This window comes from Geothrix rubra, assembly GCF_030268065.1.
In the GTDB taxonomy this organism is placed as follows: Bacteria; Acidobacteriota; Holophagae; order Holophagales; family Holophagaceae; genus Geothrix; species Geothrix rubra.
Window position 1 is genome coordinate 1 of record NZ_BSDD01000006.1, and the last position, 15821, is coordinate 15821.

Here is a 15821-nt window from a genome sequence, read left to right on the forward strand (position 1 = left end):
ACCAGGGGAACGCGCCGGAGTGCTTCAAGTGCCATGCGGCGGGTGCGAATTCGGACCTGAAGCCGGCCACGCCGGCCCCCGCCGGGACGGCCCCCGGTTGCTTCAACAACACGATGTGCCACGGGACCAACATCACCGGGCCCATCGCGGCCGGGACGAAGATCGGACCGGCCACGAACTGAGGTGGAGGTGAAGAACTTGCCAAATCCGAATGTGAGCCCTGAAAGCAGATAGCCACTCAAGCAGCAACCAAAACACCCACAAGGAGGACATCACATGCAGTTCACTCCCCTCAAGAGACTCGGCGGGCTGGTCTTTGCCGCCGCGGTCACCTTCGCCCTGGTCGGGTGCAAGGGTGATACCGGCCCAGCCGGCACCAACGGCACCAACGGCACCAACGGGACGAACGGGACCAACGGAACCAACGCAGTCATCACGGTTAACGCGGCGGCCCTGACGCCGGACCAGTGGTCCCAGCTGACGCTGAAGGGCCAGGTCACGAGCGTGACCATGGGCGGGAAGCCCGTCGTGAACTTCACCGTCACCGACGGCAACGGCACCCCCGTCCAGGGGCTGGGCTTCACCTCCCAGTCCAGCACCGCGCTCGCCCCCGGCCTCGCCAACATGGCGTTCACGGTGGCCAAGCTGGTGCCCGGGACCAACGGCAGCCCCAGCAAGTGGGTGAACTACATCGTGACGACGATGCCCACGACCACGGCCGCCGCGGCCCCGACCCGTCCTAGCACGGACAACACGGGCACGCTGGTGGACCATGGTGACGGCACCTACACCTACACCTTCTACCGCGACATCACCCAGGCCCAGGCCTTCCTGGACGCCGCCACCTACACCGGCAGCAACGTCCGCACCGATCTCGGCGACGTGAGCTACCAGCCCACCCTGACCCACCGCGTGGTGGTTCAGATCGGCGGCAACGCCCGTGGCACCAGCACCAACACCCCCGACGGCTCCAACAGCGGCGTGACGGGTGCCCCGATCAAGACCCCCGCCAACATCATCTACGACTTCATCCCCTCCACCGGCAAGCCGGTGGCCGCCACGGACACGCAGCGCCAGGTCACCGCCATCGGAACCTGCAACAACTGCCATTCCAAGCTGGCCTTCCACGGCGGGAACCGAATTGACACGCAGTACTGCGTGATGTGCCACAACGACCAGCGGAAGTTCGGCCGCGCCGCGGCCACGGTGGACGCCTCCGGCAACTTCACCAGCACCACCTACAAGTTCGCGGATGGCTCGGCCGCCGGCGATTTCCCTGTGATGGTCCACAAGATCCACATGGGCGAGGAGCTGACGAAGCTGAACTACAACTACGCCAACGTCCTGTTCAACGAGGTCACCTACCCGCAGGACCAGCGGAACTGCACGATGTGCCACACGGCCACCAACACGGCCACCCCGCAGGGCGATGCCTGGATGAACAACCCCAGCCGCCTGGCCTGCGGCGCCTGCCATGACCAGGTGGACTTCGCCAATGGCGTGAACCACGCGGTCATGCTCGACGACAAGAACTGCACCGGCTGCCATGCCCCCAACGGCATCCAGCTGGCCCACACCCCCGTCGTTCCCCCTGATGTCACGGGCTACGTCCCGGGTTCCCACACCAACGGTTCCGCCATCGCCGCCTACGCCAACCAGCTTCCGGCCGGCGCGCACCGCGTGACATGGGACCTCAAGAGCTTCACGATCGACGCCACCTCGCACCCGGTGTTCGTCTTCCGCTTCCTCGAAGATGGCGCCCGCAAGGACTTCAACACCTACGCGGCCGGCGCCATGGGTTTCTGGGACAACTACGTGGGTTCCCCCTCGTTCTATGTGGCGATGGGCACCACCCAGGACGGCATCACCGCTCCTGCTGATTGGAACACGACCGCGAGTGTGAACCTCTACCGCGTGTGGAACGGGTCCGTGACCACGGCCACCCTGTCCGCCCCGGATTCCAACGGCTACTACACCCTGACGATGACTGGAACCACCGTTCCCGCTGGCGCCACCATGGTCACCGGAGGCATCGGCTACACCTACGGCTACGGCCCCACGGCCATGCCGCTGACCCAGACCAACGTTCCGGGCTATTCCTATGACCCCGTGACCTACATCGGTGGCATCACGGTTCCTGCCCCGAATGTGAACAAGCTCGCGACCGGCTACACGGCCCGCCGCGCCATCGTCACCAACCAGAAGTGCAATGACTGCCACGCGGTGCTGGGCATCTTCACGGCCAAGGTCTACCACGCCGGCGAGCGCAACGATGCGCCGACCTGCACCTTCTGCCATAACGTCAACCGCGTCAACAGCGGCTGGGGTGTCAACATCAAGGATGCCGTCCACGCCATCCACGCCGGCGGCATGCGCGACAACAAGTACTCCTGGGAAGCCACGGCCGGTGACAAGTACTGGAACATCACCTACCCGGCCGTCCAGAACGACTGCGAAGCCTGCCACGTGCCCGGCTCGTACGACTTCAGCAACAGCACCAATGCGGCGGCGATCCCGAACCTGCTCTGGACCACCGTGACGACGGGAACCCCCGCCGCCACCGCCTACTCGATCCAGACCGGCAATGAGACCGTGCTCTCCACTGACAGCGTGATCTCGCCCTTCATCGACCCGGCGAATCCGAACCATGTGGCCAACGCTCTGCCGCTGGGCACCAGCTATGGCACCGGCTACAGCTTCAGCCTGGCCACGGGCACGCCCACCCAGGCGGCCGGCACCACGCTGGTCAACTCGCCGATCACCTCGGCCTGCTCCAGCTGCCACGACAGCAAGATCTCCATCGCCCACATGCAGGGCAACGGCGGCGCCTACTACGAGCCCCGCAGCACCGCCCTCAACAAGGTGGAGCAGTGCCTGATCTGCCATGGCGCCGGCAAGACCGCCGACATCAAGGCCATGCACATGAACTTCTAGCAGCCTGACATCCGGAGCGCGGTCCGCCGCGCCACCGGGTACGAACGGAACGGCCCGGGGGCTTCGCCTCCGGGCCGTTCGCTTGGTGCCCCTCGTCAATCGCCGGGCATGGTTGAATGGGGCCGGTGGGGAAAGCCCAGGAACGGACGGTTCCCTGCCGAATCGAGGAGTCCTTCCCATGATGAGAATCGCCCTGACGCTGACCTTCCTGCTGGCCGGTGGCGTCGGCCTGCATGGCCAGGGAGAATCCCCGGCCCCGAAGCCGGGAACCACGAAGGGGCCGGCCGCCAAGTCGAAGGCCGCCGAGGCCCGGAAGCAGTCCCGCATGAAGGCCAAGGTCGCGGCCGACGCCAAGCGGCTCGACCTCAACACCGCCACCAAGGCCCAGCTGGAGAAGCTGCCGGGGGTCACGCCGGCCTACGCGGACCAGATCATTGCCCATCGCCCCTACCTCACCAACGAGCACCTGGTCATCAACAAGGCTGTGCCCGAGAGCGTCTACTTCTCCATCCGGAGCCTGGTCACCGCCCGTCCGCCCAAGGCGGCCAAGCCGGCGAAATAGGCCGTCGCGACAACCATCACAACCCGCCAGGCCTCGCCCGGCGGGGGCCGGGATTCCGATAGGGTGGGGGGTGTCCCGGAGCCTCCCCTTGTCCTCCCTCCCCGTGTTCGACCCCCGGCAGATCCAGTCCCTCCTCGACCTGGGGGCGGAGCCGGCGCTGGTGCAGGAACTGGTGGATCTCCTGGAGGCGGATGTACCCGCGCGGCTGGAGGCCCTCGGCCAGGCCCTGGCGGAGGGGGACGCCCTCCGGGTCCTAGAGGAAGCCCATCACCTGAAGGGCTCCCTCGGCAACATGGGCCTCCAGCGCTTCGCGGACCTGGCCCGCAGGGTCGAGGAGGGGGCCCGGTCGGGGGCGCTCCCCGGGACCGCCCCCCTGGTGGCGGCGATGCCCGAGGCCTATCGGGAGGGCCTGGCGGCCCTCAAGGCGGCCTTTCCGGACTGACCTACCAGACGAGGCGTTCGTCCTGGCCCAGCAGGGAGAGGCGGGGGTCTCCCAGGGCCTGGAGTTGGGGCAGCATGGTCGCCCGGTCCCCGGGGGTGAGGTGGTAGATCCGCACGGGCACCGGCCGGTGCAGCTTCTTCAGCTCGGCGCCGAGCTTGGCAGGCGTGAGGTGCTTGGAAGCCTCCGCCAGCCAGGCCTGCTCGTTGGGAAAGCTGGCCTCGGCGATGACCAGCCGGAGGTTCTCCGTGGCATTCGCGACCTCCCAGATCCGATCGGTCTCGGCGGTGTCGCTGGTGAAGACGAAGGCATCCTTCCCGTCATCCACCTTATAGCCCACGCAGGGGACGAGGTGGTTCACCCGGATGGGGGTGATGCGCAACCCGCACACCTCGTAGGTGTGCTCGGGTTCGATCTCCGTGTAGCGGATGGTGGGATCGTTGGGGCTGGGGATCACGCTGAAGTCGGGCCACAGCTCGTCGTTGAAGAGATGGCGCCGCAGCACGTCCAGGGTCTCCGGAAGCGCGTGGATCTCCACCGGTTCCTGGGTGTGCCCGAAGATGTTCTTCGTGAAGAAGGGCAGGGTGCAGATGTGGTCCAGGTGGGAGTGGCTGATGAAGACATGGCGGATCCGCACCTGCTCCGCCACCGTGAGGGCGGGCGTGATGGAGCCCGCATCGATGGCCACACAGCCGTTAATGAGCAGCCCCGTCAGGCGCTCCCCGTCGGCCTCGCCCCCGCTGCAGCCCAGCACCCTGAGTTCCATCGTCCCTCGGAAGTTGAGCCATCATAACGGAAGTGAAAAAAAGAGGCACCCGAGCGGGTGCCTCTTCCGGGGACGAATTGCGGATCAGAACCGGATGCCGCCGTAGACGCCGACCTGGAGCTTGGGGGCCAGGGACTTCAGGATGTCCTCGGAGCCCAGGGAGTCGTTGTAGTCCTTCTTCGTGAGGGGGGCCGCCACCTCGATGCCGATGAAGGGCTTCACCAGCGGGGAAGGGAAGGCGTAGCCGGCGTTCACCCGGGCCCAGGGACGGCCATAGGTGGTGCTCAGGCCAGGGGTCGACAGCTTCTCGGAGCGGTACTCCACCCCGGCGCCTACGGCCACCAGGGCCTTGAAGTTGAACATGGCGCCCACGCCCCAGTACTCCTGCCCCAGCTGGGTCGAAGAGGTGACGCCGTTCACCTGCACATCCGTGTCGACCTTGGGCTGATAGACGGCCGTGACCTGGAAGAGGGCCGGGCCCAGATCGACGAGGGCATAGCCGAAGCGACCCGCCACCACCGTCTTGTCCTGGGGCTCGACCTTCATGAGGCCGATCTCGGTGATGCTGGGGTACTGCTGGCGGGAGACGTTCAGCCCCACTTCGAAGCTCTGGGCGGCGAGAGGGGCCACGAGGATCAGGGGCAGGAGCAGCTTCTTCATGGGGATCTCCAGACAGGCGGCTTCAACCCATCCTAGTCGAATTGGAGGCGGCCCGTCTCCCTCAGACCGGCCCATCGGCCCCAGGGTTGACCCTTCAGAACCGGATGCCGCCGTAGATGCCCACCTGGAACTGGGGGGCCAGGGCCTCGGAGAGCTCGCTGTAGCCGCCGCTGTTGTCCTTCCTGGACAGCGGGGCGGCCACCTCGAGGGCGAAGAAGGGGCTCACGATGGGGGTGGGGATGCTGAACCCGACGTTCACCCGGGCCCAGGGCCGGCCGAAGGTGGTGTCCCCGCTCCCGGCGATGGGGCTGGTGGTGCGGTACGTGAGCTTCTCCGAGCGGTACTCCACGCCCGCGCCCAGGTTCACCAGGAACTTCCAGTTCACCATGGCGCCCACGGCCCAGTACTGGTTCTCCAGTTCACCGACCTTGGTGCCCCCGGCCTTGAGGTCGCCGGTGGTCCGGTTGTGCCAGGTGGCGTTGAGCTGGAGGGCGGCGAGCTTCAGGTCCACGAGGTCCACGCCCCCCCGGATCGCGAAGCCCGTGGGGCTCACGGCGTCGTACTCCTGGCCGGTGCCGAAGGTGGCGACCTGGGCCTTGCCCACCTGCTTGTCGAGGAGCACGCCCACCTCCCCCCCCGCCAGAAGCGGCAGGGCGGTCAGCATCGGGATGAAGAGCGTCCTACCTCGCATCACGGCCTCCAGGGGGGATAAACGCAGAGATGCTGCATGATCGGTCCGTGGAGAGGGCGGGTCAACCTCCGGAAGGACTAGATGTTGCTACCCTCTAACCTCATGCGGGCCACCTTGCGCTACCTGCTCCTGGACGATTTCGACCCGGACACCGGGGAGCTCGCCCTGCGCGTGGCTTTCCAGCCCGGGGCCGAGTCCGGGCCCGAGCTGCTGCGGGTCCGTCTGCACCTGGGGCGGTCCGGGAATCCCCTCGATCCGCTGTCCCGGGAGCTCCGGACCCACGTCCAGATGCCGGTGCCCCCGCTCTGGGAGCAGGGCCTGAAGACCATCATCCACGCGGTGGAGGACGAGCTGGCGGGCCCGGAGGGCCGGAACCCCCTCCGGTACCTCTGGGTCCGGACCCAGGTGCTCCACCCCACGGATCCCGCCCGCTGCACCCCGAGCCATGCCGTGTCCCGCCAGGTGGAGATCCTGCGGGACTGGGCCCACCGCCTGGACCAGGATGGCCAGCCCCTGCGCACGGCGGAGTTCCTGGACCGGCTGCTGCTGCTCGCCCCCCGGGACCAGGCCAGCCTCTCCTACCTGGCCTCCTTCTTCCGCTCCCAGGGCATGGCCGAGGAGATGGCCTCCGTGGCCGAACGGTGGCTCAAGGTGGAACCCGGCAGTGCCGAGGCCCGGCTCCGGCAGGGCGAGGCCCTGCTGCGCCTGGGCCGCGCCCAGGAGGCCCGGGCGACCTTCGAGGCGGTGCTGAAGGCGCATCCCGTCCATCTCCTGGCCCACCTGGGCATGGCCCAGGCCCTGGGCCTGCTAGGGGGCAACCCCTTCCCCCACCTGGATGCGGCTCAGGAACTGGATCCCACCGCCACCGCCTCCGTGCTGCGGGAGACCTTCGATTACCGCCTGCTGGCCCCCCCCGGGGGCGAACAGTGCTACGGGCTGGAGGAACTCCCGGGCCTCCTGGGCGTTTCCGGCGCGGAGATCCAGGACTTCGTCCAGTACCTGGGCCTGCCCCAGACGGGCCCCGGTGGCGAGGTGCGGGAATCCGAGCTGGCCCGCTGGGCCGGGATCATGAACCGCTACGCCCTGCTGCCGGGCGGCCTGCACTGGACCGCGCCCACGCCCCGGCGCCTGCCCGAACTGGCCTGACCCCGGGCTTCCCTGAGAAGATGGGGCTCCGAGGTCCCGCATGGCCGTGCTGCTCCAGACCGATCTGCCCTTTCCGATCTTCCGCCGGGGGAAGGTGCGGGACGTGTACGACCTGGGGGATCGCCTGCTCATCGTGGCGACGGACCGCATCAGCGCCTTCGACTGCGTGATGCCCGAGGGCATCCCCGACAAGGGCCGCATCCTCACGGCCGTGGCCAGCTTCTGGTTCTCGGCGACGGAGGACCTGGTGCCCAACCACTTCCGGGGCAGCGCCTCCTGGCCCGCGGACCTGCTGCCCTACCGGGAAGGGCTCGAGGGCCGGGCGGTCATTGTCGAGAAGACCCGCCCCCTGCCCGTGGAGTGCGTGGTGCGCGGCTACCTGGCCGGCAGCGGCTGGAAGGAGTACCAGGCCGGCGGGGCCGTCTGCGGGGTGGCCCTGCCGCCGGGACTCCGGCTCGCGGACCGGCTGCCGGAGCCCATCTTCACGCCCGCCACCAAGGCGGAATCGGGCCATGACGAGAACATCCCCTTCGAGCGCATGGCCGAGATCGTGGGCGCCGACCTGGCGGCGCGGCTGCGGGACCTGAGCCTCGCCCTCTACCGCCGGGGGGCGGAGCTGGCCGCGCGGCGCGGGATCCTGCTCGCGGACACCAAGTTCGAGTTCGGGCTGAGCCAGGAGGGCGAGGTGCTCCTCATCGACGAGGCCCTCACGCCCGACAGCAGCCGCTACTGGCTGGCGGACGGCTGGCAGCCCGGCCGCAACCCGCCCAGCCTGGACAAGCAGTTCCTGCGCGACTACCTGGAGCGGCTGGAGGACTGGGACAAGCAGCCTCCCGCGCCGCACCTGCCGGTGGAGATCGTGGACGGCATCCGCGCCCGCTACCTGGACCTGGCCACCCGTTTCGGCGTCACGGTCTAGGCCCCGCCGCCTCCCCGACGATCGCCCAGCGGATGCGGGCGGGATCGAGCCAGCGCCCCAGGGCGCCGTTCAGGGCCCCAGGGGTTGCCGCCCCCACGGCCCAGGACCGGGGCGCGAGGCCATCCGCCTCCTGGAGGTCCCCGTCCAGCATGGCCTCGGGGTGCAGGGGCCGGACCCGCTGGGCCTCCGCCCAGGCCGTGCGGGCGCGGTCCAGGTCCGCCGCGGTGAAGCCGCGCCCGGCCAGGGCCGCCAGCCGATCCCGGAGGGCCGCCAGGGCGGCATCCGCCTGCTGGCCCGGGGCCCGGAGGGTGAACCGGAGGGTTCCGCCGGGCGAGTCGGGGGCGAGCAGGTCGGCCAGGCGCGGGTCGTTCCGCAGCAGCAGCAGGACCAGGTCCCGGAGGGACGGATCCAGATCCGCCGGCGGAGGGACGGCCGCCTCGACGCGCAGGGGCTCGCCCGGAGCCGGGATCCGCACGGGGGGGGGCGCGGCGGGGGCCGCGGGGACCGGCGGCTCCGGGGCGAGGGGCGCCCCGGTCCAGGTGCCCAGGCTGAGGAGGACGAGGGCCTTCGCCTGCTCCAGACCCAGGTCCCCCTCCAGGACGAGCAGGGCCCGCTCCGGGCGCAGCACCCGCCGGAGGAACGTCTCCAGGTCCGCGAAGGTGAGCTGGCCCAGCCCCTGTTCCGTGGCCGGGGGCGGCCCGTCCAGGCCCAGGGCGGTTCGCAGCCTGGCGTCCGGCGAGGCCAGCGCCGCCTCCTGGTCCCGCCAGCAGGCCAGGCGTTCCGGTTCGAGGGTGGCGGGATCCAGCACCGGGCGGAGGACCCGGTTCGCGAGGAGGCCCAGGGCCCGGTCCTGGTCCCGGCTCCGGGAGACCAGCTCCCAGGTGAGGGCCCCGGCGGAGAGGGTCCGCGTGAGCCGGATCCCGCCCTCGTCCAGGGCCCGGTCGAAGGCCGCAGGGCTGAGCTGGCCGGCCTCCCCCCGGTCCATCATCCGGAGGGCGAGGTCCGCCAGCCCTTCCTTGCCAGGAGGCAGGTCGCCGGGCCGCAGGGCCAGCCGCAGGCGGGCCCGGAACAGGAGGCGGCCCTGGTCCTCCCGGAGCATGACCCGGAGCCCTCCGGGGAGGGTGAAGGTCCGGGGAGGCGCCTGGGCCGCAAGGCGGGGCGCTCCGGTCAGGAGGAGGACGGCCGCCAGGGCCATCGGCCGGGAGGGCCTCATTTCGCGACCGGGGGGAGCTGGGCCGTCAGCAGCTTGAGGGTGCGTCGGCGCTCCTCCAGGGGCAGCATGCGGAGCTGGCGGAGGCCCTCCGCCACCAGCCGCTCCCGCTGGCCGGGGTCCTCGATGCGGCGGGCCGCGAGGGTTCGGAGCGTCTGGGCCATCTCGGCCTCCAGGGGATCCTGTCCCGCCAGGAAGGCGGGCTCGATGAGGGCGGTGGTGCGATGGGCGGGCTGGAGCCAGGTCTGGACCGCGGCCTGAACCGCCTCGGGCTCCAGGGTCCGGAGCCGCTGGGCTTCGGAGTAGAAGGACCGCCAGTCGCCGGATTCCGTCCAGGCCCGACCGAGGGCGCGGGCCAGGCGGCCAGGGGTGTCCTCGGCCAAGAGCTGTTCGGTGTCCAGCTCCGCCTCGGCCCGCTCCCACTCCTCGGGGCTGAGGGCCTCCTGCTGGAAACGGAGGAGCTCCGAGTGGAGGGCGCCCTCCAGCTCGGCCAGGCTGTGGCCCTCCGCGGGCCAGAGGTCGATGGTCAGCAGGCCCGGCTCCCGGGCACCGGGTTCGTCCATCCGGATCGCCACCCGGGTGGCGAGGCCCTTCTGCTGGACGAGCCGGACCGCCAGCCGCCCCGTGCGGCCACCGTCGAGGAGCTGGGCGGCCATCCGGAGGGCCAGGTGGTCCGGCTGGTTCCGGGCCGGGATCCGCCAGCCCACCAGCAGGCGCGAGGTCCCCCCAAGGGCCGCCTGGATGCGCCGGTCGCCCAGGTCGGAACGGAGGCCGGGGAGGACGGGGTCCTCGGCGGCCTCCGGGGCGGGCAGGGCACCCAGGGTGCGCGTGAGGATCGGGAGGGCGGTCTCCACGCCCACGCCCCCCACGAGCACGATGGTGAGGCGGTCCGGACCGCAGGCCCGGCGCGCGTAGGCCCGCAGGTCGGACCACCGGATGGCCTCGAGGCCGGGGATGTGGTCCACCAGGTTCCGTCCGTAGGGATGCCCCGGCAGGGCGGCGCCGCGGAGCAGCGCGAGCCCCTGGTCCTGGCCCGACCGGAGGTCCGCGATGAGCGCGGTCCGGGCCTCGAAGAACCGGCTGAGCTGGAGGCGCGCCAGACGGCGCGTCTCGGTGCGGGCCCAGAGCTCCAGATCCGCCACCGGCAGTTCCGTATCCGCCACCAGGGCATCGGCCTCGGCGGCGGCGGACTGCCGGCCTCCCGCGCGGGCGTAGACATCCGAGAGAGGTTCGGAGGACTGGAGGGCCGCGACCCGCTGCTGCAGGGCCTGGAGACCCGCCTCCAGGCCGGCGGCCTGGGAGGGGGCCGACGGATCCGCCTTGAGGCGGAGGCGCTCCAGGCGGAGGGATTCCTGCAGGCCCTCCTCCTGCTTCAGCAGGGCCTCCAGGGGCGTGGCGGCATCCCCATCCGGCACATCCTCCGGCCAGGTGTGCCCGTAGAGGGCCCGGGCCAGCAGGTCCGTGGCGCCCGCCAGGTTGGTCGGCTCCTCGGTCCGCCCGCCCCGGAACACCAGGGTGGCATGGAAGGCGGGCAGGCCCGGGCGTTCCACCACCAGCAGCCGGGCCCCGTTGGGCAGGCGCCGCTCCTGGACCTCGGCTGCACCGGGGGTCTGGCCCCGGAGGGGCGCCAGGACGAGGAGGGCGAGGAGCGGGGCGAGGGGACGCATGGCCCCCCCAGGGTAGCCGTTTCCGGAAGCCCTCAGCGGATGCGGATGGAGCCGTTGGTGGTCTCCAGGCGGATCTGCTGGGTCCTGCCGGGCACCTTCAGGTGGGCGCTGTGCTTCGAGGTCTCGATGGACTGGGCGCCGGGGACGCTGATGTCCAGGGACCCGTTGGCGTTCTCCGCCAGGATGTCCCCGGTGGCCTTGCCCAGGTCCACCTCGATGCTGCCGTTGGTGGTCTCCAGGTGGATGCCCTCCCCCCAGCCGTCCAGGTTGCGGGCCCGGATGGACCCATTGGTGGTCTCCATGCGGATGCCGCCGGCGATGTCCGCGAGGAGGATGCGGCCGTTGGTGGTCCCGCCCTTGATGCGGGCGAACAGCTGGGAGGCGTCGATGGTGCCATTGGTGGTGTCGGTCTCGACCTCGCCCTTCACGTTCCGCACGACGATGCCGCCGTTGGTGGCCTCACAGCGGGCGTAGCCCTCGAGGTTCTCGGCCTGGACATTGCCGTTGGTGGTCCGGAAGTAGCCGAGCACCTTCCGCGGGACCTGCAGGACCATCTCGCAGCGGGGACTGATGTAGAACCCGAAACTCCAGGAGGGCTGCTGGAAGACGGCCTCGATGTCGAGGTCCGCGCCCTTGTGCTGGACCACCAGCTCCACCCGGCGCTTCCCGCTGTCGCGGATGGTGGCGGTGAGCTGCACCTGCTCCCGGTCCCAGCCGGTGACGTAGATGGCGCCATTGCGGTTCTTCACCCAGAGCTTGGACCCGTAGGCCAGGGGCTCGGTGCGGGTCTCGGTGCGGCCATCGGAGGGCACGTCCACGCCGAAGGAGGGGGCCGGAGGCGCCGGCGGAGCCGGGGGCGGGGGCGGCGGGGGAGGTGCCTGGGCCAGCAGGGCACTGCCGACCAGCAACAGGGGCAACAGGCGACGGCGGGCGTTCATGGGCCACTCCGATGGGAAGAAAGATCCAGGGCGGGCCTGGGATGCCAAGTACACGCTCAAAGGGGAAAGCCGTTTAGTTATACCCTGGAAGGTCCCTGGAGCCATCCATGTCCGTCTACATCCTGTCCGCGACCCGCACCGCCGTCGGTTCCTTCGGGGGCGCCCTCAAGCCCCTCAACGCCGTCCAGCTGGGCGCCCTGGCGCTGACCGAGGCCATGGCCCGGGCGGGGGTGGCCCCGGGCCAGATCGGCGACGTGGTCCTGGGGAACGTCCTCCAGGCCGGCAGCGGCCAGAACGTGGCCCGCCTGGCGGCCCTCAAGGCGGGCCTGCCCCACGCCGTGCCCGCCCACACCCCGAACCAGGTGTGCGGCTCGGGCCTCAAGGCCGTGGCCCTGGGCGCGCAGTCCATCCAGATGGGGGATGCCGACCTGGTGCTGGCCGGCGGCACCGAGAGCATGTCCAACGCCCCCTACCTGCTGCCCAGCGCCCGCTGGGGCGCCCGCATGGGCCACGCCCAGCTCCTGGACAGCATGATCCAGGACGGCCTCTGGTGCGGCCACGGGGACACCCACATGGGCATCACCGCGGAGAACGTGGCCGCCAAGCACGGGATCACCCGCGAGGCCCAGGACGCCTTCGCCCTCCAGAGCCAGACGAAGGCCACCGCCGCCCAGGCCGCCGGCGCCTTCGACCGCGAGGTCTTCACCGTGACCCTGGCCGGCAAGAAGGGCGACGTGGCCTTCAACCGGGACGAGTACATCAAGACCGACGCCTCCGCCGAGGGCCTGGCCAAGCTCAGGCCCGCGTTCCGGAAGGACGGCACCGTGACCGCCGGCAACGCCAGCGGCATCAACGATGGCGCCGCCGCGCTGGTGCTGGCGGCCGAAACCGCCACGAAGGCCCACAGGCCCATCGCCCGCATCCTCGGGTTCGCCCAGGCCGGCGTGGATCCCGCGCTCATGGGCCTGGGGCCCGTCCCCGCCATCCGGAAGCTGCTGCAGAAGACCGGCGTGAAGCTGGCCGACATCGACCTCTTCGAGCTGAACGAGGCCTTTGCCGCTCAGAGCCTGGGCGTGCTGGCGGAGCTGTCGGAGATCGACCCCGCGAAGGTGAACCTGCGCGGCGGGGCCATCGCCCTGGGCCATCCCATCGGCGCCAGCGGCACCCGCATCCTCGTCACCCTGCTGCACCTGCTCCAGGACCAGGACAAGAAGCTCGGCCTCGCCGCCCTCTGCGTCGGCGGCGGCCAGGGGGTGGCCATGCTGGTGGAAAGGATCTAAAGACGGAACCGCGAAGGACGCGAATGGGCGCGAATAGGAAGTGGCATTCATTCGCGTCCATTCGCGAAATTCGCGGTTAAATTTTTTCATGATCACCCTCACCCACGTCGGCAAGCAGTACGACCGCATCCACACGGCCCTGGCGGACGTGAGCTTCGCCATCGAGCCGGGCGAGTTCGTCTTCCTCACGGGACCCAGCGGCGCGGGGAAGTCCACGCTGCTGAAGCTGCTCTTCCGGGAGCAGGTGCCGAGCAGCGGCGAGATCCAGATGGCGGGGCACCGCCTGGCCTCCATGCCCGAGAAGGAGATTCCGCAGCTGCGGCGCAAGCTGGGCGTGGTGTTCCAGGACTTCAAGCTGATCCGCAGCCGCACCATCTTCGAGAACGTGTCCTTCGTCCTGAAGGTGCTGGGCGTCAGCGCGGCGGAACAGAAGCAGCGCACCTTCCGGGCCCTGAAGATGGTGGGCCTCCAGCACAAGCTCAGCAGCTTCCCCCTGCAGCTCTCCGGCGGCGAGCAGCAGCGCGTGGCCATCGCCCGGGCCCTGGTGAACGATCCGCTGGTGCTGCTGGCGGACGAGCCCACGGGCAACCTCGATCCCGACCTGGCCCAGGAGATCATGGCCCTCTTCGAGCGCATCAACGGCCAGGGCACCACGGTGCTGGTGGCCACCCACGACCGCAGCCTCATCCAGCGCATGCGCAAGCGCGTCATCGGCCTCGACCACGGCCGCATCGCCTTCGACCAGCCCGCGCCCACGAGCCTCGTGACGGTGTGATGGAAGTTGGCAGTGGGCGGTAGGCGGTTGGCAGTAGGCTGAAGGACCGCACGCCGCCAACCGCCATCTGCCCACTGCCAACTGCCACCTGCCCACTCCAGAACCGGATCCCCATGGCCCAGCCCCTCACCGATGCCCGCTTCGTCACCTCCGCCTCCGATGTGCGGACGCTGGGCGTGTGCCACGCGGAGGTGGCCTTCGTGGGGCGCAGCAACGTGGGGAAGTCCTCCCTGCTGAACGCCCTGGCCAACCAGAAGCAGCTGGCGCGGGTGTCGAAGACGCCGGGTCGCACGCGGCTCATCAACGTGTTCCTCACGGGGCCTGACCGCTGGATCGTCGATCTTCCGGGCTACGGGTTCGCCACGGGGCCCGCCGCGGAGCGGGCCACCTGGCAGCGGATGGTCGAGGGCTACCTCACGGGCCGGGCCACCCTGCGCATGGTCTTCGTGCTGGTGGATGCGGAGGTGGGTCCCACGAAGCTGGACCACCAGATGATCGAGTGGCTGCGCGCCGAGGGGCTGCCCCATCGCATCGTGGCCACCAAGGCCGATCAGGTGAAGCCCAGCCGGGCCCTCAAGCAGCGCAAGGACGTGGCCGCGGACCTGGGCCTGCACAGCGCCGACATTGCCTGGGTCAGCGCCGCCAAGGGGAGCGGCATCGCGGAGCTCCGGCGCGAGGTGGCGGACCTGCTGGGGCTATAGCGCCTCCACCTTGCCACCCCGCCACACCATGAACGCGCCCTCGTGGGCCCAGGGCAGGGCGATGCCGTTGGCCTCCACCTCGTGGGTGTGGAAGTGGCCGGTGAGGAAGGTCGTTCCGGGGTGGGCCGCGGCGGCGGCCCGGAAGGCTGCCCGGGGAAAGGCCAGCCTGTAGGCGGCATTCGTGGTCCTCATCTTCCGCTCGAGCCAGGAGGACACGCGCCGGGCCAGGCGGGCGGGCATGAGTCGGAACAGCAGCCACAGGGGCCCGGAGCGGGACACGAGGTGCCACAGGCGGTACTGCCGGTCGGCCGTGTTGATGAGGTCGCCGTGCTCCCAGGCGAGGGCTTCCCCCTCCAGCCGGCCACCCATCCCTTCGCCCAGGAGGTCCAAACGGTCGGCATGGCGGTCGAGGAAGTACTCGCGGTTCCCCAGCCAGAGGCCCACCCAGCGCCCCGCCGCGCGCCGCGCGTCCACCCAGGCGAGGAAGGCCCGCTGGGTTTCGGTCTCCAGGCCGGGCAGGCCCACCCACACATCGAAGACGTCCCCCAGGAACAGCCAGTCGGCCTCCGGATGGGCCGTGGTGGCGGCCTCCAGCCCGGTCAGGGCACGGCCCCAGTGGGGGTCGGCCACGAGGACGAGGTCGCGGTCGGGGTGGGGGCGGGCCGGTGTGCCGCGCCGCCACCCGCTCCAGCCGAGCCGCCGCGTGAACACGAGGGGCAGGTAGGCCACCGCCAGGGCCAGTGCGGCGCCCAGGGTGTCCGCGGCCCAGTCCAGCCCGTCACAGTCGCGTCCGGGCACGAAGCGCTGGTGCCACTCGTCCGTGGCGCCGTAGAGGGCCACCAGGGCCACCACGGCGAGGTGGCGCTTGTACATGGGCAGTCCCGGCGAACTGGTGCGCAGGGCCAGGTCCAGGGTCAGGGCCAGCAGCCCGAAGACGGTGGCGTGGGCCAGCTTGTCCAGGGGAGGGGGAAGCTCGAGCCCACCGGGGTAGTGGGACTGGGCGCTCAGCCAGAAGATGGCCGCCGCCGCGGCGAGGGGGAGGAGCCAGGAGGGACGGAAGCGCATGAACCATCGAACCACAGGCCGCGGCCCATGGGCAGATCGTACCCACCGAATGCTTAACAACAATTAAC

General features: G+C 70.4%; 16 protein-coding genes. 9 read left to right on the forward strand and 7 right to left on the reverse strand.

The features are described from left to right. The 4 genes from QSJ33_RS13980 to QSJ33_RS13995 form a co-directional block, all read left to right on the forward strand. Positions 1 to 182: hypothetical protein (locus tag QSJ33_RS13980; protein WP_285727243.1), on the forward strand; the 182-nt coding region annotated here is incomplete at its 5' end. Positions 183 to 276: 94 nt separating this feature from the next. Further along, positions 277 to 2934 (forward strand): OmcA/MtrC family decaheme c-type cytochrome, encoded by a 2658-nt coding sequence (locus QSJ33_RS13985; protein ID WP_285727245.1) that lies wholly within the window; start codon positions 277 to 279, stop codon positions 2932 to 2934. A 178-nt stretch (positions 2935 to 3112) separates the two neighbouring features. Beyond that, the gene (locus QSJ33_RS13990) at positions 3113 to 3496 is read left to right on the forward strand and encodes a ComEA family DNA-binding protein (RefSeq protein WP_285727247.1); all 384 of its coding nucleotides are present in this window, start codon (positions 3113 to 3115) and stop codon (positions 3494 to 3496) included. An 88-nt stretch (positions 3497 to 3584) separates the two neighbouring features. Further along, a complete protein-coding gene (locus tag QSJ33_RS13995) occupies positions 3585 to 3938 on the forward strand; it encodes an Hpt domain-containing protein (RefSeq protein WP_285727249.1) in 354 nt (117 codons plus the stop codon). A gap of 1 nt (position 3939) precedes the next feature. Here the strand turns inward: QSJ33_RS13995 and QSJ33_RS14000 are convergent, their stop codons facing one another. The 3 genes from QSJ33_RS14000 to QSJ33_RS14010 all read right to left on the reverse strand — a co-directional run bounded on the left by QSJ33_RS14000 (position 3940) and on the right by QSJ33_RS14010 (position 6052). Then, complete coding sequence (locus QSJ33_RS14000) at positions 3940 to 4701, reverse strand: MBL fold metallo-hydrolase (protein WP_285727252.1); 762 nt, start codon at positions 4699 to 4701, stop codon at positions 3940 to 3942. 84 nt (positions 4702 to 4785) lie between these two features. Further along, on the reverse strand, positions 4786 to 5361 hold the full coding sequence (locus QSJ33_RS14005; RefSeq protein ID WP_285727254.1) for a hypothetical protein: 576 nt from the start codon (positions 5359 to 5361) through the stop codon (positions 4786 to 4788). A gap of 94 nt (positions 5362 to 5455) precedes the next feature. Further along, the gene (locus tag QSJ33_RS14010; RefSeq protein WP_285727256.1) at positions 5456 to 6052 is read right to left on the reverse strand and encodes a hypothetical protein; all 597 of its coding nucleotides are present in this window, start codon (positions 6050 to 6052) and stop codon (positions 5456 to 5458) included. Positions 6053 to 6133: 81 nt separating this feature from the next. On the opposite strand from QSJ33_RS14010, the gene QSJ33_RS14015 reads away from it, so the two are divergent. After that, the gene (locus tag QSJ33_RS14015; RefSeq protein ID WP_285727258.1) at positions 6134 to 7198 is read left to right on the forward strand and encodes a tetratricopeptide repeat protein; all 1065 of its coding nucleotides are present in this window, start codon (positions 6134 to 6136) and stop codon (positions 7196 to 7198) included. A gap of 40 nt (positions 7199 to 7238) precedes the next feature. Beyond that, on the forward strand, positions 7239 to 8117 hold the full coding sequence (locus tag QSJ33_RS14020) for a phosphoribosylaminoimidazolesuccinocarboxamide synthase (RefSeq protein WP_285727260.1): 879 nt from the start codon (positions 7239 to 7241) through the stop codon (positions 8115 to 8117). Here the strand turns inward: QSJ33_RS14020 and QSJ33_RS14025 are convergent. Genes QSJ33_RS14025 through QSJ33_RS14035 form a run of 3 tightly spaced genes read right to left on the reverse strand, consistent with a single transcriptional unit; the run spans position 8107 to position 11932 of the window. Beyond that, entirely contained in the window at positions 8107 to 9312 is a 1206-nt protein-coding gene (locus tag QSJ33_RS14025; protein ID WP_285727262.1) for a peptidase M16 family protein, read from the reverse strand. The genes QSJ33_RS14020 and QSJ33_RS14025 overlap by 11 nt on opposite strands. 14 nt (positions 9313 to 9326) lie before the next feature. Next, positions 9327 to 10994, reverse strand: coding sequence for a M16 family metallopeptidase (locus QSJ33_RS14030; RefSeq protein WP_285727264.1), 1668 nt, complete (start codon positions 10992 to 10994; stop codon positions 9327 to 9329). A gap of 32 nt (positions 10995 to 11026) precedes the next feature. Then, positions 11027 to 11932 carry a DUF4097 family beta strand repeat-containing protein gene (locus QSJ33_RS14035; RefSeq protein WP_285727266.1) on the reverse strand — a complete coding sequence of 302 codons (906 nt, stop codon included), beginning with the start codon at positions 11930 to 11932 and terminating at the stop codon, positions 11027 to 11029. 107 nt (positions 11933 to 12039) lie between these two features. On the opposite strand from QSJ33_RS14035, the gene QSJ33_RS14040 reads away from it, so the two are divergent. The 3 genes from QSJ33_RS14040 (at position 12040) to yihA (ending at position 14688) form a co-directional block, all read left to right on the forward strand. Beyond that, on the forward strand, positions 12040 to 13212 hold the full coding sequence (locus QSJ33_RS14040) for an acetyl-CoA C-acetyltransferase (RefSeq protein WP_285727268.1): 1173 nt from the start codon (positions 12040 to 12042) through the stop codon (positions 13210 to 13212). An 88-nt stretch (positions 13213 to 13300) separates the two neighbouring features. Beyond that, positions 13301 to 13987 (forward strand): cell division ATP-binding protein FtsE, encoded by a 687-nt coding sequence (gene ftsE / locus QSJ33_RS14045; protein WP_285727274.1) that lies wholly within the window; start codon positions 13301 to 13303, stop codon positions 13985 to 13987. Between the two features lie 113 nt (positions 13988 to 14100). After that, entirely contained in the window at positions 14101 to 14688 is a 588-nt protein-coding gene (gene yihA / locus QSJ33_RS14050; protein ID WP_285727276.1) for a ribosome biogenesis GTP-binding protein YihA/YsxC, read from the forward strand. On the opposite strand, the gene QSJ33_RS14055 is transcribed toward yihA, so the two are convergent. After that, positions 14683 to 15753 carry a VanZ family protein gene (locus QSJ33_RS14055; protein ID WP_285727278.1) on the reverse strand — a complete coding sequence of 357 codons (1071 nt, stop codon included), beginning with the start codon at positions 15751 to 15753 and terminating at the stop codon, positions 14683 to 14685. The genes yihA and QSJ33_RS14055 overlap by 6 nt on opposite strands. Positions 15754 to 15821: the final 68 nt, after the last annotated feature.

Coding starts and splice junctions, on each gene's coding strand:
- QSJ33_RS13985 (WP_285727245.1), top strand. CDS start 277: ATGCAGTTCACTCCCCTCAAGAGACTCGGCGGGCTGGTCTTTGCCGCC.
- QSJ33_RS13990 (WP_285727247.1), top strand. CDS start 3,113: ATGATGAGAATCGCCCTGACGCTGACCTTCCTGCTGGCCGGTGGCGTC.
- QSJ33_RS14000 (WP_285727252.1), bottom strand. CDS start 4,701: ATGGAACTCAGGGTGCTGGGCTGCAGCGGGGGCGAGGCCGACGGGGAG.
- QSJ33_RS14005 (WP_285727254.1), bottom strand. CDS start 5,361: ATGAAGAAGCTGCTCCTGCCCCTGATCCTCGTGGCCCCTCTCGCCGCC.
- QSJ33_RS14010 (WP_285727256.1), bottom strand. CDS start 6,052: ATGCGAGGTAGGACGCTCTTCATCCCGATGCTGACCGCCCTGCCGCTT.
- QSJ33_RS14015 (WP_285727258.1), top strand. CDS start 6,134: ATGTTGCTACCCTCTAACCTCATGCGGGCCACCTTGCGCTACCTGCTC.
- QSJ33_RS14020 (WP_285727260.1), top strand. CDS start 7,239: ATGGCCGTGCTGCTCCAGACCGATCTGCCCTTTCCGATCTTCCGCCGG.
- QSJ33_RS14025 (WP_285727262.1), bottom strand. CDS start 9,312: ATGGCCCTGGCGGCCGTCCTCCTCCTGACCGGAGCGCCCCGCCTTGCG.
- QSJ33_RS14030 (WP_285727264.1), bottom strand. CDS start 10,994: ATGCGTCCCCTCGCCCCGCTCCTCGCCCTCCTCGTCCTGGCGCCCCTC.
- QSJ33_RS14035 (WP_285727266.1), bottom strand. CDS start 11,932: ATGAACGCCCGCCGTCGCCTGTTGCCCCTGTTGCTGGTCGGCAGTGCC.
- QSJ33_RS14040 (WP_285727268.1), top strand. CDS start 12,040: ATGTCCGTCTACATCCTGTCCGCGACCCGCACCGCCGTCGGTTCCTTC.
- ftsE (WP_285727274.1), top strand. CDS start 13,301: ATGATCACCCTCACCCACGTCGGCAAGCAGTACGACCGCATCCACACG.
- yihA (WP_285727276.1), top strand. CDS start 14,101: ATGGCCCAGCCCCTCACCGATGCCCGCTTCGTCACCTCCGCCTCCGAT.
- QSJ33_RS14055 (WP_285727278.1), bottom strand. CDS start 15,753: ATGCGCTTCCGTCCCTCCTGGCTCCTCCCCCTCGCCGCGGCGGCGGCC.